The following is a 22,208-nucleotide window of genomic DNA, read 5'->3' as shown; positions in this document are numbered from 1 at the left end:
ATGCGGCAGGCGCCTTAGTGCAACACCAGCATATCGTTCGAGGAGAACGAGATCTCTGCCCTTTCGCCGACTGCTGGCGGTGGCGTGGCCGGGCTGTTGAACGTGTCCAGCGAGACCATATTGCCGCCGATTCCGACGCGGACCCGGATCACCGAGCCAAGGAAATGCACTTCGGAGATTTCGCCCGAAAGGCTGGAGTCGCGGCCGGGCTGACGGCCGAGCGAAATCGCCTCGGGCCGTAACGCCAGCGACAGAGTGTCACCGGACTTGGATCCGTTGAGCTTGCCTTTGAGCGAGACTTCCTGCGTGTTGACCTGCACCGTGCCGGCCGCCGCGTCGGTGACCTTGCCTTCGAGGACGTTCAGCGTGCCGACGAAATTGGCGACGAACTTGGTCGCCGGCCGGTTGTAGATCTCGAACGGCGTGCCGACCTGCTCCGCCTTCCCGCCATACATCACCGCGATGCGGTCCGAGATCGACAGCGCCTCTTCCTGGTCATGCGTGACGAAGATGGTGGTGATGCCGAGTTTCTTCTGGATCGAGCGGATTTCCTCGCGCAGGGATACGCGCACCTTGGCGTCGAGCGCCGACAACGGCTCGTCGAGCAGCAGCAGCTTCGGCTTCGGTGCGATGGCGCGCGCGAGCGCAATGCGCTGCTGCTGGCCGCCCGACAGCTGGTAGGGGTAACGGTCGGCCATCTGCGGCAGCTTGATGATGCCGAGCATCTCGGCGACACGGGCATCGATGTCCGCCTTCGGCATGCCCGCGACCTTCAGGCCGAAGCCGATGTTCTGCGCCACGGTCAGGTTCGGGAACAGTGCATAGGCCTGGAACACCATCCCGACATTGCGCTGGTTGGGCTTCAGCCTCGTAATGTCTTTGCCGCCGACGACGATCTTGCCGGCGCTCGGCTCCTCGAAGCCGGCAACCATGCGCAGCACGGTGGTCTTGCCGCAGCCCGACGGCCCGAGGAAGGAGACGAATTCGCCCCGCTCGACGTCGAGATTGAAGTCCTCCACCACAGTCGTGGGACCGAAGGATTTGCGCACGTGCTGGATGGAGAGAAACGGGTCGGCCATGGTCTTGTTCTTTCGATCAGTGCTTTTCGATCAATTCGGGCGGTTCGCAGATCTCGGCGCGAAGCGGGACAGGATCTGGATAAGCGACATGCAGCCCCAGGTAATGGCGAAGGCGATTATGGCGAGCGCCGCCGGTTCATAGGCGCGGTTGGCGCCGACATTCTGCAGATACGGGCCGAAGGCGGGCCGGTTGAGCAGGCTGGCCATGGTGAACTCGCCAATGACGATGGCGAAGGTCAGGAAGGCGCCCGACAGGACCGCGATCAGCACGTTGGGCAGGATCACACGGCCTATGATCGTTCCCCAGCCGGCTCCGAGGATTTGGGCGGCTTCGGTGAGCGTCCTGACGTCGATGGTGCGCAATCCCGTGTCCACCGCGCGATACATGTAGGGCAGTGCAAGCATGGCATAGCCGATGACCAGCAGTGCATTGGTGCCCATGTCGCTAGCCAGGAACGGCAGCGGCGAATTCGAGCCGTACATCCTGATATAGCCGAAAACGATGACGATGGCCGGGATGACCAGCGGCAGCAAGGTGATGAATTCGACGACCGGCCGCAATTGCGGCAGGCGAAGCCTTATCCAGTAGGCAGCCGGCACCACGATCAACACGCCCAGGATGATGGTGGCGATCGCCGCAACTACCGAATAGCCGAACGTCGCCTGGAAGCGAGGGTCGCCCAGCACGATCTGGTAGGCGTCGAAAGAATAGGCGCCGCGCCGCATGCGCAGCGAGAATTCCACCGTCGCGATCAACGGGATAAAGAAATAGGCGGCGCCCAGAGCGAAAACCACCCAGGCCCAGAATTTACCGGACTTCATTTCAGCCACCTTTCCGAACGGGTTCGGAACCAGATGTAGAAGACATTGGCGAGCCCGGTGATGACGATCATGCCGAAGGCGATCGCATAGCCGAGATGGGCGTTGTGCAGCACGTCGCCGCGTATCTGGGCATAGAGCAGGATCGGCACGATGTTCAAAGAAGAGCCCGTCAATGCGTAGGCGGTGGCGATCGCACCAAACGCGTTGGCGAACAGGAGGATGACGGTGCCAAGGAAACTTGGCCAGATCACCGGGATGACCACCATGCGCCAGTACTGCGCCATGGTCGCGCCCAGCGTCGCGGCGGCCTCCCCCCATTCCTTCTTCAACCCGTCGATGGCCGGCACGATGATGACCACCATCAACGGAATCTGGAAGTAGACATAGGTTAGCGTGAGGCCCCAGAAAGACAGGATGTTGAACCCGTGCGCATAGATGTTGAGGCCGAACAGGGTGTTCAGGATTACCGTGGCGAGCCCCAGCCGTCCCAGCGTTGCGATGAACGCGAAGGCGAGCGGCACGCCGGCGAAATTGGAAGCCACGCCCGAGAAGGTCAGGGTGGCTGAGCGTATCCAGTCCGGCAGGCCGCCGCGAACGATGGCGATGGCGATTGCCAGGCCAGCAAAAGCGCCGATCAGCGACGAGGCCAGACTGACTTTGATCGAAATCCAGTAGGCCGAAACGATCGAGGGTTGCGCCAGCGCCGCGATATTCTCCAGCGTGAACTCGCCCGCATCATTCTGGAACGCGCCAAGCATCAGGTAGAGCGTCGGCAGGATCAGGAACATGATGGCGAAGAGGAAAAAAGGCGCGACCCCAAGCCACTGGGTCGGCAACCTGAGGCTGCGCGCCTCGGCGGGCGGCGCGGTCTTGCCGGCAACAGCGTGATCGGACAAGGAGAGATCGGTCATGCGCCGGCTACCGTCTTCGAGAGAAAGAACCGGGCGACCGCGAAGCCGCCCGGTATTTGGTGTCTGAACTTACTTGACGTTGGCGCCGACGACAGCGTCCCAGTTCTTGGTGATCGCTTCCTTCGACTTGCCCTGCTCGTCGAGCGTCGGGAACACAGCAGCGGTGTAGGCTTCAGCCGGCGGCAGCTTGGCCATCACATCCGCCGGGAGCTTGCCGCTCTTGGCAAGATCGTTGAAGCGGATCGGGTGGCAATAGCCCTTCAGCCAGCCGATCTGGCCTTCGTCGGAATAGAGGTATTCCATCCACAGCTTGGCGGCGTTCGGATGCGGCGCATAGGCGCTGATGGCCTGCACGTAGACGCCGGCGACGACGCCGGTCTTCGGCACCACGACGTCGACGGGCGGATTGCCCTTCAGCGTGTCGCGACCGGCCAGCGCGTTGTAATCCCAGGTCACCAGAATCGGCGTCTGGCCCTGGGCAAGCGTGGCCGGCTTGCCGATGACCGGAACGAAATTGCCGGCGGCGTTGAGCTTCTTAAAGAAGTCGAGACCAGCGGTTCCGGCAGCTTCGCCGGCGGCGGCGCCGCCCGAAAGGCCGGCGGCGTAGACGGCCTGGATGGCCTGGTTCGAGGCTCGCGGATCGCCGGCAAGCGCGACCGTGTTGGCGAATTCCGGCTTCAGCAGATCGGCCCAGTCAGCAGGCGATTCCTTGACCAGATCCTTGTTCACCAGGAAGGACAGAACGCCATAATAATCGCCTGTCCAGTAACCGTCGGCATCCTTGGCGCTGTCCGGGATCGAATCCCAGGTCGACACTTTGTAGGGCTGGATCAGGCCGTCGGCCTTTGCGGTCGGACCGAAGGACAGGCCGACGTCGATGACGTCGGGGGCCTGCGGGCCCTTATTGTCCTTGTTGGCCTTGATCGCCTCGACCTCGTCGCCGGATCCGGCATCGGGGTTGAGTTCGTTGACGGTGATTTCCGGATACTTCGCCTTGAAGCCGGCGATGACGTCGCCGTAACCGCACCAATCATGCGGCAAAGCGATCGTGGTGAGCTGGCCTTCGGCCTTCGCGGCCTTGACGAGATCGTCCATCGAAGCGGCGGACGAAAGCACCGACGACACCATCAGGGTCGCGGCTGAAAGGGAAAGCAATTTCCCCGTGAATTTGAACATGTGTTCTCTCCGTTGAACTGACGCCGTTGGACGCCTGCGATCCGGTATCGTTTTCATGTGACAGCCAGATGAAAGCTTTGTGAAACCGGATGCTCGCAGTGCGAAAAAGTAAACTCTTTTTAACCTGATGTAGCAATCGCTTGACGATTCTTTTTCCGGCTAACAGGTTTCTTCGTTACCCCTCATTCTTTAACGTCGATCCTTCCCCCCTTTTTGAGATCGTTCCGATAGCTGAACCGCCTCACACCGCACCGGCGATGGCGTTTTCGAGCAAGGTCAGCGCCGCCTCGCGGGTCAGCTCGACCGGATTGCCGCCGGCGGTCGGATCCACGATCGCCATGTCGGCGATCAGGTCCTTGCGCTCCTTGTCCATGTCCAGTCCCTTGATCAGGTCTGGCAGCGCATGCGGCACGTTCAAATCCTTGCGAAGTTTGATGATCGCCTCGGCGAATCCGTCGAAGCCGCCTTCGATGCCGCAATAGGCTGCGAGCCTGGCAATGCGAACCTCGATGGCCTCGCGGTTGAAGGCCAGCACATAGGGCATGAAAACGGCGTTGGTCATGCCGTGATGGGTGTCGTAAAGGGCGCCGATCGGATGCGACAGCGAATGGATGGCGCCGAGCCCCTTCTGGAAGGCGGCCGCCCCCATCGCCGCCGCGCTCATCATATGGGCGCGCGCGACGAGATCATTGCCGTTGGCATAGGCCTTGGGCAGGTTTTCGAACACCAGCCTGATGCCTTCGACCGCTATGCCGTCGGCCATCGGGTGATAACCCGGCGCGCAATAGGCCTCGAGGCAATGGGCGAGCGCGTCCATCCCGGTACCGGCAGTGATGAAGCTCGGCATGCCGACCGACAGTTCGGGATCGGCGATGACGATGGCCGGCAGCAATTTGGGATGGAAGATGACCTTCTTCGTGTGCGTCGCCTCGTTTGTGATGACGCCGGCGCGGCCGACTTCCGATCCGGTGCCGGCAGTGGTCGGCACGGCGATGATCGGCGCGATCACATCGGAGTTCGCGCGCGTCCACCAATCGTCGACATCCTCGAAGTCCCACACCGGGCGCGTCTGCCCTGCCTGGAAGGCGATCAGTTTGCCAAGGTCGAGCGCCGATCCGCCGCCAAAGGCGATCACGCCGTCATGATTGCCGTTCTTGAACACCGCGATGCCGGCGGTCAGATTGGAATCGACAGGATTGGGCTTCACTTCCGAAAAGACGCCGTAGGGCACCTTGGCGTCGTCGAGGATCTTCAGGGTCGAGGCGACGACAGGCAATTTCGCCAGGCCCGGATCGGTCACGAACAGCGGGCGCTTGATACCGGTGGCCGCCAGAACCTCAGGCAGTTCCTTGATGCGCCCGGCGCCGAAGCGGACGGTGGTGGGGTAGTTCCATTTGGAGATCAGCTTGGACATTTTTGTCTTTCAATAAATCAGATGGCTTCGCGCAGGTGGAAGGACTTCGGCCTCGTCAAATTGTCATAGCCGATGGCCGATAGGCCCGCGCCCTTTCCGGTGTCCTTGACGCCGGTCCAGACCAGGGCCGGATCGAGGTAGTCGCAGCGGTTCATGAACACGGTGCCGGTCTGGACGCGGTCGCCGATCGCCACTGCATGCTCGGTATCACGGGTCCAGATCGAGGCCGTCAGCCCGTAGGGACTGTCGTTCATCAGCGCGATCGCCTCCTCGTCGTTGCGCACCTTCATGATTCCGACGATGGGACCGAAGCTCTCCTCGCGCATGACGCTCATCTGGTGATCGACTTCGGTCAGAACTTCGGGCGCCAGATAGGGCGAGCCCGGTCTGTCGTTGGCCACCTTCATATTGATGCGAGCACTGGCGCCTTTGCGTAGCGCCTCGGCCTTCTGCTCCCGGATGAGGTCGGCGAAGCGCGCCTGCGCCATCGGCCCCATCGTCGTGGCCTGTTCCAGCGGATTGCCGACGACATAGTTATTCGTCTCGGCGATGAAGCCTTCGACAAACTCGTCATAGACCTTTTCGTGCACATAGATGCGCTCGATGCCGCAGCAGCATTGGCCGGAATTGTAGAAGGCGCCGTCAACCAGGTTGGCCACCGCGTGATCCATCTTGGCGTCCGGCAGCACATAGGCCGGATCCTTGCCGCCAAGCTCTAGTCCAAGCGTCATGAAGGTACCGGCAGCCGCCCTTTCAATGGCGCGGCCGCCTGCAACCGAGCCGGTGAAGTTGACATGGTCGATCTTACCCGAGCCGAGCAGCTTTTCCGTCTGCAAGTGGCTGAGGACGACATTCTGGAAGATGCCCTTCGGCAGGCCTGCCTTGTCGAAAGCCTGCTGGAAACGCTCGCCGACCAGCAGCGTCTGCGCCGCATGCTTTAGGATGACGGCGTTGCCGGCCATCAGCGCCGGCACGATGGTGTTGACTGCTGTCAGATAGGGATAGTTCCAGGGCGCGATCACCATGACCACGCCGAGCGGGTCCTTCTTCACATAACGGCGAAAGCCATCCTTAGGGTTCGAGGCCGGCACGGACTTCAGCGCCTGTTCGGCGATCTCGACCATGTAGTTGGTGCGTTCCTTGACGCCGCTGAACTCCCCGCCATAGCGCACCGGACGCCCCATCTGCCAGGCAATCTCCGGCACGATCTCGTCCGACATCGCGACCAGGGCTTCCAGCATCGCCAGCATGTACTTGCCGCGCTCGACGATCGGCGTCCCGGCCCACTTCTCCTGCGCCGCCCTGGCGCGCTCGACAGCGGCATTGACCCCCTGGTCCGTCGCAACGGGCCGTTCGGCATAGGTCGAGCCGTCGACGGGGGATATGATCTTGACCGTTTCGGTCATTTTGTAAGTCCTCACACTCTGCAACAATCAAAAATCATATGGCTGGCGCTTTCCCTCATAAGCCTGCCGGCACTTTCCCCGTATAGTGACGGGGAGAAAGGAACGCTCCGGCGTTGTCCCCTCTCCCCGTTCTTGACGGGGACAGGGTAAGGGTGAGGAGCGGCGTCAACTTTCGCCGGCACCCTTAGTACCGCTCGAACCCCCTGTGCAGTTCCCAATCCGTGATGCGGCGGTCGTACTCGAACTGCTCCCACTTGGCGGTGTGGACATAGTGTTCGAGCACGTCATCGCCGAACGCCTGTCTCAGCATCTTCGACTTCGCCAGGGTCTCGGTAGCGTCACGCAGCGTCTTCGGGATCTCCGGCAGACGAGACGCCTGATAGGCGTCGCCGACGAAGGGCTTCTGCAGCTCGAGCTTCTCGTCGATGCCGGCAAGGCCGGCGGCGATCAGCGCCGCGAAGGCGAGATAAGGATTGAGGTCGGCGCCGCCGATGCGGCATTCCATGCGGATGCCCTTGGTGCCCTCGCCGCACAGGCGGAAGCCGGCGGTCCGGTTGTCCTCGCTCCACATGATCTTGGTCGGCGCGAATGTGCCGGCCTGGAAGCGCTTGTAGGAGTTGATGTAAGGCGCCAGGAACCAGGTGAACTCCTTGGCGTATTTGAGCTGCCCCGCCGCCCATTGCTGGCCGAGCGTCGACAGCGTCCAGTCGGCCCCTTTGTCGAAGAACAATGGCGTCTTGCCGTCGGCGCTCCACAGCGAATTGTGGATGTGGCTGGAGTTGCCCGCCAGGCCGTAATTGTACTTGGACATGAAGGAAATGGCCTTGCCCTCGGACTCGGCGATCTCCTTGGCGCCATTCTTCAGGATGACGTGGCGATCAGCCATGTCGAGGGCCTCGGCATAGCGCACATTGATCTCTTCCTGGCCCGGGCCCCACTCCCCCTTGGAATTCTCGATCGGGATGCCGGCCGCCTCCATCTCGTTGCGGAGCCGGCGCATGACGCCTTCTTCCTTGGTGGTGATGCCGATCTGATAGTCGCCAATATAGGGCGACGCCGTCTCGAGGCCTTGCCAATGCTTCTTGCGGGCGGAATCGTAGGTTTCATTGAACAGGTAGAATTCAAGCTCGGAGGCGAAATAACCGATATAGCCGCGCTCGGTCAGCCGCTTGACCTGCTTCTTCAGCATAGCGCGCGGCGAATGCGGCAGGTCGTCATGCGTGTGATGGTCGAGCACGTCGCAGATAACCAGCGCCGTCTTTTCCAGCCACGGGATGCGCCGCAACGTGGCCAGATCCGGCTTCATGACGAAGTCGCCATAGCCCTTCGACCAGCTCGCCGCCTTATAGCCCGGCACCGGCTCCATATCGATGTCGGCGGCCAGGAGATAGTTGCAGCCATGCGTTTCGTCATGTGCGGAATCGACGAAGTACTGAGCCAGGAACCGTTTTCCCGCCAGGCGGCCCTGCATGTCGACGATGCAAGCCAGCACCGTGTCGATCTCGCCATTGGAGACCGCCTGTTTCAACTGATCGAACGAGAAATTTCCGGCCATTCCTTTGGCACTCCAGCGCTTGTCGTTTTGAAAGAAATAAGAGGAACCATGGCCGGCACGAAACCAGCCATGGTCCGATGGAGACTGCTCAGTGGCCGGTTTCGCCGACGGCCTGTTCTGCCGCTTTGATCGACGCCTGGCGCGCCGCGATGATATCTCCGAGCGGCGGACCCTGGAAGCGGTTGCGCTCGAAGGCAAACCATACGATCGCAGTCAGGATGAAGAAGCCGACGGTGATGTAGAGCGCCCAGTCGTTTGGCGGCTGAATGCCGATGATGAAGATCAGGATCATCGACACGAGGGACAGCAAGGCAAACAGCATGAACACGCCGCGCCCCATGTTCCACGGGCCCATCTTGTCCCATTTCGGCGTGCCCCAGGCCAGCATGCCCAGCACGATCGGCACGGTGAATGACAGGAATAGGAAGATGACTGTGCAGGACACCACGATCGTATAGGCCGAGGTGCCGGCGACCGACACCAGCGTCGACCCCCAGACGAACAGGACCGACAGGATCGACGCCGTCCAGATCGCCGCCACCGGCGTGCGGTAGGTCGGGCTGACCTTGGCGAGCGCCGCCGAGCCGGGCAGGCCGCCGTCACGCGAGAAGGCAAAGATCATGCGCGAGGCCGAGGTGACGGTGGCGAGGCCGCAAAGGAGCTGCGCGATGAACACAACGAGATAGACGAACTCCTTCAGCCCGGGGCTGACGCGCTGATCGAATGCCCAGAAGAACACATTCCAACCCTGCTTGGCTGCATCATCCATATTCGGGATCATCAGCACGAAAGCTGCCAGGAAGAGATAACCGAAGACGGCCGACCAGATCACGGACATGACCATGGCGCGCGGCACCGAGGATGCCGCCTTGATGGTTTCCTCCGATGTGTGGGCCGAAGCGTCGTAGCCGGTGATCGTATAGATCGGCAGCAGGAGGCCAAGTGCGAACACCCAAGCATTGGACACAGATGGCCAGACACCGGCGCCGGCGTCGCCGGAATAATTGTGGAAGGTGAATAGCCGGCTGAAATCCCAGGTCTCGGCGGAAAGCAGACAGACGACCGCGATCAGGATGGAGCCGAAGAAGATCAGGTAGCCGGAGAAGTCGGTCAGCTTGGCCGTCAGCTTGATGCCGAGATGGTTGATCAGCGCCTGGGCGCCGGTGATGATGACAAGGAAGATCATCTGGTTGGTCAGCGTGCCCTCGATGCCGAGCGTCGGTCCGAAGGCACCGAGGAAGAACGTCCAGGTGCCGACATTGATGGCGCCGAGCACGGTGATCAGGCCGAGCAGGTTGAGCCAGGCCGTCACCCAGCCGGTGCCGCGGTTACCGAGAATCGAACCCCAGTGATAAAGGCCGCCGGCGGTCGGATAGGCCGAGCTGATCTGCGACATGGCGACCGCGAAGGTCAGCGAGACGAAGCAGCCGACCAGCCAGCCGATGCCGATGCCGATGCCGCCAGCGCCGGAGGTCGCCTGGGCCAGCGAATTGATGCCACCGGACAGGATGCAGATGATTGAGAAGGAAACCGCGAAATTCGAGAAGCGACTGAGCCGCCGCTCCAGTTCCTGGGCATAGCCCATGCTGTGGAGGTGCTTTACGTCCTCCGCCTTGTCGGTATCTGTATAACCCGGTGCTGCCATTTGAAGTCCCCTTTACTTTCTTAGCTGGCGGATTGAACTGACTTTCCCATTGCACGTTGCCGGGAGCCGGTGGCGGGCTCCAGGTCTGAAAAAATGCCGGTGAGCAGATCCGCCCATTTCCGCTGCCCAGTCTCGCCGGAGATTTCATCGTTGCGGATTTCGATCATTGCGCAGGGCAGCCCGCGCGAGCGCGCATGGCGCTCCAGAGTAAAATACACCCGATCGGCCGGCGAGTAAGGCTCGTTGATGCCGACGGTGACACCGGTGAGGCGCTGCAAGGCCGCGATCAGCGGGCCTGCCAGCCGCCGATCGTCATCATGGATGATTCCGACATGCCAGGGCCGGTTCTTGCCCTTGTAAATCGGGGTGAAGGAATGCACCGACACCAGACGCGTCTCCTGTCCACGCGCCTGCCGCTCGTCGATGATTCTTGCGATCGTGTCGTGGAATGGGCGCCACGAAAGCGCCACCCGCTCGGCGCGCTGCTTTTCCGGAAGGCCCGCATTGCCCGGTATCGGCGTGGTCTCGCTGATCTGCGGCACCAAGTCAGGCGCGTCGAGTGGCCGGTTGCAATCGATCACCAGCCGTGAAATGCGGCTTTCGACCAGGGTCGCATCCAGCGCCCGCGCCATGCGGCGGGCAACCGGCAGCGCGCCCGGGTCCCAGGCGATGTGGCGGGACAGATCCGCCGCGGCAAGGCCCAACGTTCCGAATTCGGGCGGCAGGAAGTTCGACGCATGATCGCAGGTCAGGACGAACGGGCTCGAACCGCCGGGGTTGGAAACCCCTACGGTATCAGATGCCGCAAGGCTTGCCTGCCTAACGTTCTCCATACTCTGCCGTCCCCGGGGAGCGCTGTACCGTATGTTACGTATTTTGTCTCATTGCGTCCCTGCGGATGATTTCATACAGTTTACGCGGCTTTGTCAAATATGATTTCGGGAACACCGTAGGCCGGGCCGGGGTAGGAAGAGGATGATTTCCAGCATCGCCGAATTGATTGCCGACCGCATCGGCACCATGCCGGCCGGGGAGCGACGCGCCGCCCAGACTCTCGTCGCCAGTTACCCCATGATCGGCCTGAAGACCGTTGCCGAATTCTCGGCCGCCGCGGGCGTTTCCTCGCCGACGATCCTGCGCTTCGTTTCACGGCTCGGCTTCCAGAACTACCCGGAATTCCAGTCCAGCCTGCAGGACGAACTGGCGGCGCAGCTCCAGTCGCCTGCGACCAGGACGCTCATTGCGCCATCGCCTGGCGGTGGCACGGCGCCACCGATGCTGGAGGCGACGCTCGACAATATGCGCGAGACCTTCAAGCACCTCTCGGACAGGCAACTCGCCGACATCGCCGGGCGTCTCGCCGACCGGCGCGGCAAGACCTTCCTGATCGGCGGTCGCTTCACCGATCCGCTGGCGCGCTACATGGCCGCCCACCTCGCCGTCATCCAATCCGATGTCTTCCATCTGGCCGGCCAGGAAAGCATGTGGCGAGACAGGCTGATCGACATGGGCAAACGCGACGTTCTGGTGATCTTCGACATCCGGCGCTACCAGGAAAGCCTCGCCCGCTTCGCCGAAAAGGCACATCAGCGTGGTGTCCAGATCGTACTGTTCACCGACCAGTGGCTGTCCCCAATCGCGCGCTTTGCCCGCCACGTCATCGCCGGACGAACCGCCGTGCCATCGGCATGGGATTCGTCGGCCGCGCTTTTCGTCGTCGCGGAAACACTTATCGGCGCCGTCACACGGCAGCTGGAGGCGGAGGGCGCCCGGCGGATCCGGGAGATGGAAGATTTGCGCTAGCCGCCGCGATGTCCATAGAACGCATGTATCAAGCAAGAGCTGCGACCGCGAAGGTTACGTATATTTAATGTGCCCGCGCACTGGAGACTTGCCATAAGGGCGCGATATCGAGGGTCTTATCGCCCTAAAATAGCCTCGCTGCGTCTGCTTCATTTCCGAAAGCCGGTGGACGGAAGGATATTTTGCCAACCGGAGGGTCAATGGCCGCCTGGAAACAGATACTTTTCGCGCTTGTCGTGCTGGTCGTGGCAGCCGCCACGTGGCTGCGATTTTTCCCGGGCGCGCCGGAACTCCTGGCTCGCTGGGGCCTAGATTGGGCCCAAGCCGCAACACCCCCGGCCGAGACCAATACCGGCAGAGCCGGCAAAAGCGACGGTAACCGCCAAGTGAATGTGGTCGTGCTGCCAGCCGCTTCGGCTGTCATCAACGACCGCCTCCAGGCGATCGGCACCGGCCGCGCCGATGCCTCGGTGACCGTCAATCCCTACAGCGCCGGCCGCCTTGCGGAACTGCGGGTCGAATCCGGCAGCCATGTCGACAAGGGACAGATCATCGCGACGCTCGATTCCGAGACCGAAACGATTGCTCAGGACCGCGCCAAACTGGCTTTGCAGGACGCGCAGGCCAAGCTTGAACGGGTCAGGTCGTTGCGCGCTTCCAACGCCGCGACACCCGTTGCCGTTGCCGATGCCGAACTGGTTCTGGCGGGCGCCAATCTCGCGCTCCAGGATGCGGAGCTCGCACTGCAGCGCCGGTCGATCCTGGCACCGATCGCCGGGACCGTCGGCATCCTGCCCATCTCCGCCGGCAACTATGTCACCAGCCAGTCGGCGATAGCCACGCTCGACGACCGCTCCTCGATCCTGGTCGACTTCCTTGTCCCGGAACGGTTCGCCGCCGCCGTCAAGGTCGGCGCGCAATTGTCGGCGACACCGATCGCCAACCCCAGCAACATCTATACCGGCACGGTCTCGGCCATCGACAACCGCATCGACGAAAAGAGCCGCACCTTGCTGGTCAAGGCCAAGATCGCCAACCCTGCCGATTCCCTGCGTGCCGGCATGTCTTTCGGCATCACGATGAAATTCCCGGGGCAGACCTATCCTGCCGTCAGTCCGCTGGCCATCCTTTGGGGTTCGGACGGCGCCTATGTCTGGCAGGTCGAGGACGGTAAGGCCAGGCGGGTGCCGGTGCGCATAATCCAGCGCAACACCGAAACCGTGTTGATCGACGCCCAGATCGACAGCGGCGACATGGTGGTGACGGAGGGCACGCAGAGCGTCAGCGAAGGCGGCGCGGTTCGTGTCGCCGGCGACAAGCCGCGCTCGGAAAACGCGGCCGAAGGATCATGAGCGACACAGCCAACGCCGCCAGGGATACCGGCTTCACAGCGCTGTTCATCCGCCGACCGGTGATGGCGTTCGTGTTGAACACGTTGATAGCGGTCGCCGGTCTCGCGGCTTTCTACGGCGTCGAGATCCGCGAGCTGCCCGATGTCGACCGGGCCGTAGTCACCGTCTCAACTACTTTCGAAGGCGCCGCCGCCGAAACGGTCGACCGCGAGCTGACCGACACGATCGAAGGCGCCGTCGCCCGCGTCTCCGGCGTCAAGTCCATCTCATCATCCTCCTCCTTCGGTTCGAGCCGCGTCACCATCGAGTTCAACGATGGCGTCGATCTGAATGTCGCGGCCTCCGACGTGCGCGATGCTGTCGGCCGTGTCGCCAACCAGATGCCCGAGACGGCCGATCCGCCGCGCATCGTCAAGGCCGATGCCAATTCCGACGCGGTCATGCGGCTGGCGGTGACCTCGAACAACATGTCGATCCAGGACATGACCGTCGTGGTCCAGGACCAGATCGAGGACGAGCTTGCCGCCGTGCCGGGCGTAGCCGACGTCCAGGTCTATGGCGATCGCGACAAGATTTTCCGCATCGACGTCGACCAGAACAAGCTGGCCAGCCTCGGCTTCACCGTCGCCGACCTCAGGGCGGCCCTTGCCTCCGTCGCTTTCGACTCGCCGGCCGGTTCGATAACCACGACCAACCAGGACCTCATCGTCCGCACGACGGCCGACGTGACGACGCCCGAGGAATTCGAGAACATCATCATCGGCGGCGCCACCCGCATCCGCGATGTCGCGACCGTCACCCTCGGCCCCGACGTCGGCCAGACGACGCTGCGCTCGGACGGTAAGACGGGCATCGGTATCGGCATCATCCGCCAGGCGGAATCGAACACGCTGGACATTTCGACCGGCGTCCAGGCCGCCGTGGCCAAGCTGCAGGAGAACTTGCCCGAGGGCATGGCGATCAAGGTTACCAGCGACGACGCGGTTTTCGTCAAGGGCGCCGTTCACGAGGTCGAGATTGCGCTCGCCCTTTCGGTCACCATGGTGCTGATCGTCATCTACGCGTTTCTTCTGGATTGGCGGGCCACGCTCATCCCCGGCCTGTCGATGCCCGTTGCCATGATCGGCACAATTGCCGCCATCTACGTGGCCGGCTTCTCGGTCAACATCCTGACCCTGCTCGCTCTGGTGCTGGCCACGGGGTTGGTCGTCGACGACGCCATCGTCGTGCTGGAGAACATCGTGCGGCGACGCAACGAAGGCATGGGGCCGCGCGCGGCCGCCGTGCTCGGCGCGCAGGAAGTCTTCTTCGCCGTCATTGCCACGACGCTGACCCTGGTCGCAGTCTTCGTGCCGATCTCGTTCCTGCCCGGACAGACCGGCGGCCTGTTCCGCGAATTCGGCTTCGTGCTCGCCATGTCGGTGCTTCTTTCCTGCGTGGTGGCGCTGACGCTCTGTCCGATGCTGGCCTCGCGCATGCTGACCGGCGCATCGCTGCACCATGAGGGCCGCCGTGGCATCGGCGCCCGCATCGGCGGCGCACTGAATTCTGCCTACAAACGCAGCCTGCACGCCTGCCTTGGCGCGCCTTGGATCGTCGTCCTGGTCGCGGTGCTGTTTGCGGGTATAGCCTTCACCCTGTTCGGCACCATTCGCCAGGAGTTGACGCCTATCGAGGACCGCGCCGCGGTGCTGTTGCGCATCAGCGCCCCGCAAGGCGTCAGCCTTGATTACACCACCCAGCAGATGCAGAAGATCGAGAAGCTGATCCAGCCGATGCGCGATTCCGGCGAGATCCGCGCCACCTTTGAAAATGCCGGCCAGAACGGCTCCTACAATTCCGGCTTCATGGTGATGACGCTGGCCCCCTGGGATGAGCGCAGCCGCAGCCAGCAGGAGATCATGGCCGAGATCAGCCGGCTGACGAAGCAGGTGCCGAGCGTGCGCATCTTCCCGGTTCAGCCAAACAGCCTTGGCATCCGCGGCGCCGGCAACGGCCTGCAGTTCGCGCTGGTCGGCAACGATCGCAAGGCGCTGGGCGACGCCGCGGTGAAGATCATCGCGGAAATGGGGAAGGACCCGCGCTTCCAGACGCCGCGCCTGTCCATCGATCCGACGCAGCCGCAACTCGCCGTCGCCATCGACCGCGAGCGGGCCTCCGACCTCGGCATCGACATATCAGGTCTCGCCAACACCATGCAGGCCATGCTCGACGGCAATGATGTCGTCGACGTCTACATCGCCGACCGCAGCTATGGCGTGAAGCTGGTCTCGACCACCAATCCCATCAACGACCCGACCGATCTGGAAAACGTCTTCCTGAAGACAGCCGACGGCCGCTTCGTGCCGATGTCGGCCATCGCCACGCTTACCGAGCGCGCCGTGCCACCGTCCCTGTCACGCGAGCAGCAGCAGCCATCCGTGGCCATCACCTCCAATCTCACCGGAGACTTCGCGCTGGGCGACGCGCTGGCTCGGGCGGAGGAGATCGCCACGCCGCTGCTGCCGCCCGGCAGCCGCATCCTGCCATTGGCCGAGGCCGCGACGCTGGGCGAGACCAACAGCGCCATGATCACCATCTTCGGCTTCGCGCTGGTCATCATCCTGCTGGTGCTCGCCGCCCAGTTCGAGAGCTTCGTCAGCGCGGTCATCATCATGGCAACGGTGCCGCTGGGCCTCGCCTGCGCCATCTTCGCGCTGCTTCTCTCCGGTACCAGCCTCAACGCCTACAGCCAGATCGGCCTGGTGCTGCTGGTCGGCGTCATGGCCAAGAACGGCATCCTCATCGTCGAGTTCGCCAACCAGCTGCGCGATCGCGGGCTCGGCGTACGCGAGGCGATCGAGGAGGCATCGATCATCCGAGTACGGCCGGTGATGATGACGATGATCTGCACGGTGCTCGGCGGCCTGCCGCTGGTGCTGGCGAGCGGTGCCGGCGCCGAGGCGCGGGTGGCGTTGGGTTGGGTCATCGTCGGCGGTCTTGGCCTTGCCACCATATCGACGCTGTTCCTGACCCCCGTCGCCTACCTCCTGCTAGGCCGCTTCGTAACGCCGAAGACCCATGAGGAAGCGCGGCTGAAGCGCGAGCTCGAGGAAGCCGCCTACAGCGGCGTCGAGCCCGCCGAATAGTCCGGACTATTTCAGACGGCCTTCGATCGACCAGCGGGCGGCAAGGAAATTCAGCAACGCCGCCACGATGACCCCGCCGATCTTCGCCGGCCACACGCCTATGGCCCCGGCGAGCAGCGCGATCGAAAGGCTGGAGACGCCGAGCGAGATTGCCGCTCCAAGCGAGGCGAAGCGAAGGAAGGCGTCACGCAGCCGGATGTTCGGATCGCGCTCGAACGACCAGAAGCCATTCGCCACGAACGAGAAAACGACGGCAACGAACCAGGAGACGATATTGGCGGGCAGCGGCGGGACCTGCAGCTTTAGCAGCAGGAAGAAGCCCGCCAGGTCGATGGCCGTGTTCACCAGTCCGACAATGGCGAAGCGCATGATCTTGTTGGCGGTCGAACGCCGGGACTGGAGGGCGCCGCTCATTTGCCGCCGATCCTGATCTCGACGTCGGCACCCTTCAGGAAGGCACCGAATTCGTCCGACGCCAGGAAAGCGAACTCGACCTCCCGCACGGTCCGCATCGGGTCGCGTGCGCCCAGCGTCGTGTCCACATGGCCGGGGTGGCACATGAACAGGCCGCCCTCAGGCAAGTCTTCAACCGCGGCTTTCAACAATGGGGCAAATCTCTCGGGGTGACGCCAATCATAGATGCCGCCCAGGGGTCTGAGGACCGAGAAGCCGGCGCGTTGCATCGAGCGGTCGAAACCGGCCGCCACGGCGGCGATCGCCGCGACCTTTGGCGCCACAGCGGCACCGCTCAGCGCCGGCCCCCCACGCAGCGCCGGCCTGTCGGCGACTTCGGCGAAACGCGTTCGCAGCCATTGGCGCACCACGGGGAGGAAATGCACATGCTGATGCCCGTCGACAAACGCCGGCGGGCGTCCCAATGCCTCGACGAAGCGGCGGTACTGGGCGTCGAGCTCGGCGCGGACATCGCGCTCGTCGACACGCTCGCGCAGGATCGGCAATGCCAATGTGCGGAGCATGGGCAGCCTGCCCTCCGGCGCCAGGCTCGACCTGCCTGTCACGGCCTGCTGATCGGTCAAGGTGAGATGCAGCCCGACAGCGACGCGGCCGATGAGAGGCGCCAAACGAGCCGCCTCCTCCGGCCATTCCGGAAAGCCGGTCATGCAGCTGGTGCCGGTCAGGCGTCCACGCTCGAGCAGATCGAGGATACCCGCGGAAACGCCAGGCGCCAGGCCGTAATCGTCGGCAATCAGGCGGATGCGGCGCGTCATCCGTCGAGAAGACCCGGAGTCGGCTTGCTGGCAGCGTTCTCGCTGCGCACGACATCGCGCACGATGTAGACGGGCCGGTCCTTGCTTTCACTCAGCGCAACCCAGACATACTCGCCGATCAGGCCAAGCAGCGTCAGGTTGAGGCCGCCGAAGAGGACGACGGCGACCAGAAGGCTTGGATAGCCCGGAACGGCAATGCCAAAGAAGACCACCTCGAAGAGCACCTTGGCGCCATAGAGTGCGCCGGCAAATGCCGCCAGCAACCCGCTGAGGCTGATCAGGCGCAAGGGAATGACCGAGAAGGAGGTGAAGCCCTCAAGCGAGAAGGCAATCAGGTTCAGCCGGCTCCATTTCGAGGTGCCGCTGGCGCGGCTTTCGGGCGAGTAGGGCAAAGCCTTCTGGCGAAAGCCGGCCCAGGCAAACAGCCCCTTGTTGAAGCGCCGCTTGTCGCGCAGGCTGGTCAGGGCGCGCGCCACCGCGCGGCGCATAACGCGAAAATCGCCGGCGTTCTCGGGGATGTCGAAACGCTGGCTGCTGTTGATCAGACTGTAGAACAGCCGTGCCAGCTGGCTGCGCCGCCAGCTCGCCTCGCGCCTGTCATTTTGCGCGTACACGACATCGATATCCGGACTCTGCACCAGCTCGGCGATCAGCTTCAGGCTGATATCCATGGAATGCTGGAGGTCGGAGTCCATGATCAGCACCATGTCGGCGCTTGACTGGTCGAGACCGGCGAGCACGGCGACCTCCTTGCCGAAATTGCGGCTGAGTGTCACCACTTGCCACGAGCCGGACAGCGCCTGCGCGAACCGCACGGCGCCATCATCCCGGCTGCCATCGTCGACAAGGATCTTGTGGACGGTCATGCCGAAGCGGCTTCCTACCTCTGCCTCCAGCGCGGCGAGCAGTTCGGCGAAGGCCGATGCCGATTGCGCCTCGTTGAAGAACGGCGCCACGATATCGAGGGTTTTCGGCAAATCAGCCATTTGCGGCAGGTCCGGCATTCGCAATCTTCTGCCCCGCGCCGGCCCAGAACCACCATAGCAGCGATCCGGCAATGAAGGTGACCGCGATCGGCCGGAACCAGGGGTAGAGCAACGTCTGGACATGGGCCTCGACACCGGTCAGCCCAGTCAGGAACAGCATCATGGACAGCACCGAGGCCAGGACGCCGCCACGGTCTTCGCGCCACAACAGGGCAACGGCGACACCGGCGGGCACGGCGATCATGGCATAGGTGTTGGGCTCGACGCGCGGGTTGAAGACGCACATGTAGAAGGTTGCCGTCAGGAAGATCGCCAATCCTGTGGTGCCATCCTCGAGCCTGCGATCGAACCAGATGACCGCCGAGAGCGTGAACAGGGCCATGAAGACGCGCACCATCGTGGCATAGAATTCCGGAATGGGCAGTCCCATTCTGGTGAAGGGTGCGGTGAAATCGGTGGGTACGAAGTGGCTGCCGTCCTCGACCGCCATCGACGTCAGCATGTGGGCGAAATCCCGATACTGGTCATTGAGGTAGGCGGCGGGAGCAAACGCGTAAGGCAGGGCAAGCACGAACAGCAGCGACAGAACAAGCATCGGTATCAGCCGCGGCCGCAGCGCGCCCGCCAGGAGCATCATGATGAGCGCGGTGGGCTTGGCGATGATGGCGAGCGACGCCCAGAAGAACGTCTCGGCGCGCCGCCCCTCAAGGGCCGACAGGGTGAGAAGCCAACAGGCCCCGGTCAAAAGGATCGTTGATTGACCGTTGCGGATCGCCCCAAGCGCCAGCGGCAAGGCGAGGAAAAGGCCGTAGGAGATCAGCCATGTCAATTCCCCGCCGCCGAGCTTGCGCACCTGCCGCATGGCGGCGTAGGTGAGCACCGCGAAGCCGATCAGATGCCACACAAGGCCCCCGAGATGCGGGCCGAGCTTGACCATCGGGACATAAAGCGCAGCAAAGGCGGGCGCGTAGAGATATCCCATCTCTGACCGGAGATTGTAGAGCGGCCGGCCTGCCAGGAATTCTTCGCTGCCGTATCGGTAGGCGAGTTGCACCGTGCGTGTGTCTGGCGCCAAAAGCACCAGCACCAGGACGACCAGGAGCGCCCCGACCCACAGGGTAAAGCCCAAACGGTCGAAGACCGGCTTGGAAATCGTCATCGAGGCACTCCACACCACTTCCCGAACACGCCGATGCCCGCGCCCGTCCGGCATTCGATGGCGGCGACATATCACGGACAAAGCAGCGTGGCATAGGGGGCTGATGGCTCGGTCGCCACGCCTTCACGCTGCTTTGAAGCTGAGGGCGTTTCTTCAAGTTCGCCGCGCATTCAAGGCCTGAGGAACACCTTCCCGTTCGGCTTCGCCAGTTCCGCCGGTATCCGCGCCATCGCCTCGGCGATGGGCACGATAGCCGTAACATCCGTCGACCAGCGTCCGTCGGAAAAGCGCTGCTGTGCTTCAAGGATTGCCGGGCCGCGGCGGTCGCGGAACTGGCGCATCCACTCGCTCAGCCAGAAGCCTTCTATATGCTTGTGCTGGAAGATCATCTGGCCGGGTTCAAGGATGATCGTCGGCTCGGGATCGAGCCGGCCGTAGATGACCCAGCGCGCCCGTCTAGGCATGGCATCGAAGATGGTCGAGGCCAATGGCCCAGTCACCGCGTCGAGGAAGATGCGCGGCTGCTCGGCTTTGATCACCTCGCGCAGCACGGCTTTAAAATCCGATGCCTTTTCGTTGAGGACGTGCGCCGCGCCAAGCTCTTTCAGCGACGCGATCTGGTCGTTGCGCCGCACGGTGACGATCGGCCGGAAGCCCACTTCCCTGGCCAGGCCTATGATCAGCTTGCTGAGCTGGCTGGCGCCGGCGGTCATGATGAAAGCCTTCTCGCCTTCTTCCCTGACGATATCGAACATGGCGAGCGCGGTGAGGGGATTGACGATCATTGCCGCGCCGTCCTCGTCGCGCACCGTATCGAGCAGCGGGATACAGGCTGCCGCCTCGGCGAGGGCATATTCGGCCCATGAGCCCCAATTGCTGACGCCGGTGGCGAAAGCGACCCGCTTGCCGATCAGGCTCTTGGGATAGGCTTCGTCACCGCTGGCAACGACCGTGCCGACCCCTTCGAAGCCGGCCGGCTGTCCCTTCACGCGAGGTTGGCCGTACTGGCCCTTGACGAACATGACGTCGGACGGATTGATCGAAGCCAGGCCGACCTTTATCAGGACCTGCGTCGGCCCTGGCGTCGGCACGGCGATGCGGCCGGGCCGCAGATAGGGTTCCATCGCCTCCAGCACGCTGGCGGTTGGTGTCCTCGCATAGCCGTCGCCGATCAGCAGCAGAGCTTTCATCTCGGACGGCATAGTCATCGGACCTCTCTTTGATACCGGGAAACAGCAACGCCGCCCACTCTCGTTAAGCTTAGACCTTTTCCTGCGTGTGCTTCTTCAATTCGGCGCGAGCCACCTGCCGGCGATGCACGGCGTCTGGTCCGTCGGCCAGCCGCAACGTCCTCAGATGCGTCCAAGAGCGCGCCAAGGGCGTGTCTTGGCTAATGCCCTGTGCGCCGAACATCTGCACTGCCTCGTCGGTGACTTTCAGCGCAACCCGCGGCGCCACGACCTTGATCTGGCTGATCCACGGTGCCGCGGCGCGCGCATCGCCCTGGTCGATCATCCAAGCCGCCTTGAGGCAGAGTAGGCGGGCCATCTCGATCTCCATGCGGCATTCGGCGATAATGTCGAAATTGGCGCCGAGCTTTGCCAGGGCCTGACCGAAAGCCTCGCGCCGCACCGAACGCTGGCAGAGCATCTCGAGCGCCATCTCGGCCTGGCCGATGGCGCGCATGCAATGATGGATGCGGCCCGGGCCGAGCCGCCCTTGCGCGATCTCGAAACCCCTGCCCTCGCCCAGGATCAGGTTGGTTGCCGGCACCCGCACATTGTCGAAACGCAGATGCATGTGGCCATGCGGTGCGTCGTCGTCGCCATAGACCTGCATGGCCCGGACCTTGGTCACACCCCTCGTCCCGGCGGGCACCAGGATCATCGAATGGCGGCGATGCCGCGGCTCGCTGTCATCTCCCGTCCTGACCATGACGATATAGATCGCGCAACGCGGATCGCCGGCGCCGGACGCCCACCATTTCTCGCCGTTGAGCACATACTCGCCGCCCTGTCGTTCGCAGCGCATCGATATGTTGGTGGCATCGGATGACGCGACATCCGGCTCGGTCATCAGGTAGGCCGAGCGGATCTTGCCGTCGAGCAGCGGCTCCAGCCATGCCTGCTTGTGATCGGCCGAGCCGTAGCGCTCCAGCACCTCCATATTGCCGGTGTCGGGGGCCGAGCAGTTGAAGGTCTCCGCTCCGAGATGCGCCTTGCCCATTTCCTCGGCGAGATAGGCGTACTCGACCGTCGAAAGACCGTAGCCGCGTTCCGAGCCGGTCAGCCAGAAATTCCACAGGCCGCGCTCCCGCGCCGTCCTCTTCAGGCCTTCGAGAATTTCCGTCTGCCGTGCGCTGTAGGTCCAGCGGTCGCCGGCCTTGCCGACCTCGCCCAGGAATTCCTTGTCGAGCGGCATGATCTCGTCGCGCACCATGGCCGCGACGCGCGCGTGGATCGGCTTCAGCCGCTCGGTCATGCCGAGATTCATCTCCGTCATCCGTCGCTAACCCTTCATGCACGCCGGGCATTTTACCCGTG

18 protein-coding genes are annotated in these 22,208 nt (G+C 63.2%); 3 read left to right on the top strand and 15 right to left on the bottom strand.

Annotation, left to right across the window (positions count from 1 at the left end; genetic code table 11):
- Positions 1–14: 14 nt before the first annotated feature.
- The 9 genes from LB513_RS17250 to LB513_RS17210 form a co-directional block, all read right to left on the bottom strand.
- Positions 15–1,079, bottom strand: coding sequence for an ABC transporter ATP-binding protein (locus LB513_RS17250; protein WP_224664706.1), 1,065 nt, complete (start codon positions 1,077–1,079; stop codon positions 15–17).
- A 30-nt stretch (positions 1,080–1,109) separates the two neighbouring features.
- The gene (locus LB513_RS17245) at positions 1,110–1,901 is read right to left on the bottom strand and encodes an ABC transporter permease (RefSeq protein WP_224664705.1); all 792 of its coding nucleotides are present in this window, start codon (positions 1,899–1,901) and stop codon (positions 1,110–1,112) included.
- Complete coding sequence (locus tag LB513_RS17240) at positions 1,898–2,812, bottom strand: ABC transporter permease (RefSeq protein ID WP_224664704.1); 915 nt, start codon at positions 2,810–2,812, stop codon at positions 1,898–1,900. The genes LB513_RS17245 and LB513_RS17240 overlap by 4 nt, the downstream gene beginning before the upstream one ends.
- A 69-nt stretch (positions 2,813–2,881) precedes the next feature.
- The gene (locus LB513_RS17235) at positions 2,882–3,988 is read right to left on the bottom strand and encodes an ABC transporter substrate-binding protein (RefSeq protein WP_224664703.1); all 1,107 of its coding nucleotides are present in this window, start codon (positions 3,986–3,988) and stop codon (positions 2,882–2,884) included.
- Between the two features lie 241 nt (positions 3,989–4,229).
- On the bottom strand, positions 4,230–5,402 hold the full coding sequence (locus LB513_RS17230) for an iron-containing alcohol dehydrogenase (protein WP_224664702.1): 1,173 nt from the start codon (positions 5,400–5,402) through the stop codon (positions 4,230–4,232).
- A 17-nt stretch (positions 5,403–5,419) separates the two neighbouring features.
- Positions 5,420–6,808 carry an aldehyde dehydrogenase family protein gene (locus LB513_RS17225; RefSeq protein ID WP_224664701.1) on the bottom strand — a complete coding sequence of 463 codons (1,389 nt, stop codon included), beginning with the start codon at positions 6,806–6,808 and terminating at the stop codon, positions 5,420–5,422.
- A gap of 184 nt (positions 6,809–6,992) precedes the next feature.
- The gene (locus tag LB513_RS17220) at positions 6,993–8,363 is read right to left on the bottom strand and encodes a glutamine synthetase family protein (RefSeq protein ID WP_224664700.1); all 1,371 of its coding nucleotides are present in this window, start codon (positions 8,361–8,363) and stop codon (positions 6,993–6,995) included.
- A gap of 88 nt (positions 8,364–8,451) precedes the next feature.
- Positions 8,452–10,008, bottom strand: a complete 1,557-nt coding sequence (locus LB513_RS17215; protein ID WP_224664699.1) for an amino acid permease — start codon at positions 10,006–10,008, stop codon at positions 8,452–8,454.
- Between the two features lie 20 nt (positions 10,009–10,028).
- Positions 10,029–10,841: an N-formylglutamate amidohydrolase gene (locus LB513_RS17210; RefSeq protein ID WP_224664698.1), complete on the bottom strand. Its 813-nt coding sequence runs from the start codon at positions 10,839–10,841 to the stop codon at positions 10,029–10,031.
- 142 nt (positions 10,842–10,983) lie between these two features.
- Between LB513_RS17210 and LB513_RS17205 the strand changes: the two genes are divergently transcribed.
- The 3 genes from LB513_RS17205 (at position 10,984) to LB513_RS17195 (ending at position 16,291) form a co-directional block, all read left to right on the top strand.
- Positions 10,984–11,811 carry a MurR/RpiR family transcriptional regulator gene (locus LB513_RS17205; RefSeq protein WP_224664697.1) on the top strand — a complete coding sequence of 276 codons (828 nt, stop codon included), beginning with the start codon at positions 10,984–10,986 and terminating at the stop codon, positions 11,809–11,811.
- Between the two features lie 200 nt (positions 11,812–12,011).
- Positions 12,012–13,163, top strand: a complete 1,152-nt coding sequence (locus tag LB513_RS17200) for an efflux RND transporter periplasmic adaptor subunit (protein WP_224664696.1) — start codon at positions 12,012–12,014, stop codon at positions 13,161–13,163.
- On the top strand, positions 13,160–16,291 hold the full coding sequence (locus tag LB513_RS17195) for an efflux RND transporter permease subunit (RefSeq protein WP_224664695.1): 3,132 nt from the start codon (positions 13,160–13,162) through the stop codon (positions 16,289–16,291). Before LB513_RS17200 ends, LB513_RS17195 begins: the two co-directional genes overlap by 4 nt.
- A gap of 6 nt (positions 16,292–16,297) precedes the next feature.
- Here LB513_RS17195 and LB513_RS17190 read toward each other — a convergent pair whose 3' ends face one another.
- From LB513_RS17190 to LB513_RS17165, 6 genes are all read right to left on the bottom strand, one after another.
- On the bottom strand, positions 16,298–16,705 hold the full coding sequence (locus LB513_RS17190) for a GtrA family protein (protein ID WP_224664694.1): 408 nt from the start codon (positions 16,703–16,705) through the stop codon (positions 16,298–16,300).
- Complete coding sequence (locus tag LB513_RS17185; RefSeq protein WP_224664693.1) at positions 16,702–17,520, bottom strand: ChbG/HpnK family deacetylase; 819 nt, start codon at positions 17,518–17,520, stop codon at positions 16,702–16,704. Before LB513_RS17185 ends, LB513_RS17190 begins: the two co-directional genes overlap by 4 nt.
- A complete protein-coding gene (locus LB513_RS17180) occupies positions 17,517–18,506 on the bottom strand; it encodes a glycosyltransferase family 2 protein (protein WP_224664692.1) in 990 nt (329 codons plus the stop codon). Before LB513_RS17180 ends, LB513_RS17185 begins: the two co-directional genes overlap by 4 nt.
- Positions 18,499–19,665, bottom strand: a complete 1,167-nt coding sequence (locus tag LB513_RS17175) for a glycosyltransferase family 87 protein (protein WP_224664691.1) — start codon at positions 19,663–19,665, stop codon at positions 18,499–18,501. Before LB513_RS17175 ends, LB513_RS17180 begins: the two co-directional genes overlap by 8 nt.
- A gap of 170 nt (positions 19,666–19,835) precedes the next feature.
- Positions 19,836–20,873 (bottom strand): zinc-binding dehydrogenase, encoded by a 1,038-nt coding sequence (locus LB513_RS17170; RefSeq protein ID WP_224664690.1) that lies wholly within the window; start codon positions 20,871–20,873, stop codon positions 19,836–19,838.
- Positions 20,874–20,925: 52 nt separating this feature from the next.
- Positions 20,926–22,167, bottom strand: coding sequence for an acyl-CoA dehydrogenase family protein (locus tag LB513_RS17165; RefSeq protein WP_224664689.1), 1,242 nt, complete (start codon positions 22,165–22,167; stop codon positions 20,926–20,928).
- Positions 22,168–22,208: the final 41 nt, after the last annotated feature.

This window comes from Mesorhizobium sp. ES1-1 (assembly GCF_020164785.1).
Classification (GTDB): Bacteria; Pseudomonadota; Alphaproteobacteria; order Rhizobiales; family Rhizobiaceae; genus Mesorhizobium.
This window is presented reverse-complemented; position numbering and strand designations above follow the sequence as displayed.

Bases quoted from the DNA above. Each gene is read 5' to 3' on its own strand.
- LB513_RS17205 (WP_224664697.1), top strand. From the start codon at position 10,984: ATGATTTCCAGCATCGCCGAATTGATTGCCGACCGCATCGGCACCATG.
- LB513_RS17170 (WP_224664690.1), bottom strand. From the start codon at position 20,873: ATGACTATGCCGTCCGAGATGAAAGCTCTGCTGCTGATCGGCGACGGC.
- LB513_RS17245 (WP_224664705.1), bottom strand. From the start codon at position 1,901: ATGAAGTCCGGTAAATTCTGGGCCTGGGTGGTTTTCGCTCTGGGCGCC.
- LB513_RS17210 (WP_224664698.1), bottom strand. From the start codon at position 10,841: ATGGAGAACGTTAGGCAGGCAAGCCTTGCGGCATCTGATACCGTAGGG.
- LB513_RS17225 (WP_224664701.1), bottom strand. From the start codon at position 6,808: ATGACCGAAACGGTCAAGATCATATCCCCCGTCGACGGCTCGACCTAT.
- LB513_RS17250 (WP_224664706.1), bottom strand. From the start codon at position 1,079: ATGGCCGACCCGTTTCTCTCCATCCAGCACGTGCGCAAATCCTTCGGT.
- LB513_RS17165 (WP_224664689.1), bottom strand. From the start codon at position 22,167: ATGACGGAGATGAATCTCGGCATGACCGAGCGGCTGAAGCCGATCCAC.
- LB513_RS17175 (WP_224664691.1), bottom strand. From the start codon at position 19,665: ATGACGATTTCCAAGCCGGTCTTCGACCGTTTGGGCTTTACCCTGTGG.
- LB513_RS17230 (WP_224664702.1), bottom strand. From the start codon at position 5,402: ATGTCCAAGCTGATCTCCAAATGGAACTACCCCACCACCGTCCGCTTC.
- LB513_RS17185 (WP_224664693.1), bottom strand. From the start codon at position 17,520: ATGACGCGCCGCATCCGCCTGATTGCCGACGATTACGGCCTGGCGCCT.
- LB513_RS17180 (WP_224664692.1), bottom strand. From the start codon at position 18,506: ATGGCTGATTTGCCGAAAACCCTCGATATCGTGGCGCCGTTCTTCAAC.
- LB513_RS17235 (WP_224664703.1), bottom strand. From the start codon at position 3,988: ATGTTCAAATTCACGGGGAAATTGCTTTCCCTTTCAGCCGCGACCCTG.
- LB513_RS17220 (WP_224664700.1), bottom strand. From the start codon at position 8,363: ATGGCCGGAAATTTCTCGTTCGATCAGTTGAAACAGGCGGTCTCCAAT.
- LB513_RS17190 (WP_224664694.1), bottom strand. From the start codon at position 16,705: ATGAGCGGCGCCCTCCAGTCCCGGCGTTCGACCGCCAACAAGATCATG.
- LB513_RS17195 (WP_224664695.1), top strand. From the start codon at position 13,160: ATGAGCGACACAGCCAACGCCGCCAGGGATACCGGCTTCACAGCGCTG.
- LB513_RS17240 (WP_224664704.1), bottom strand. From the start codon at position 2,812: ATGACCGATCTCTCCTTGTCCGATCACGCTGTTGCCGGCAAGACCGCG.
- LB513_RS17215 (WP_224664699.1), bottom strand. From the start codon at position 10,008: ATGGCAGCACCGGGTTATACAGATACCGACAAGGCGGAGGACGTAAAG.
- LB513_RS17200 (WP_224664696.1), top strand. From the start codon at position 12,012: ATGGCCGCCTGGAAACAGATACTTTTCGCGCTTGTCGTGCTGGTCGTG.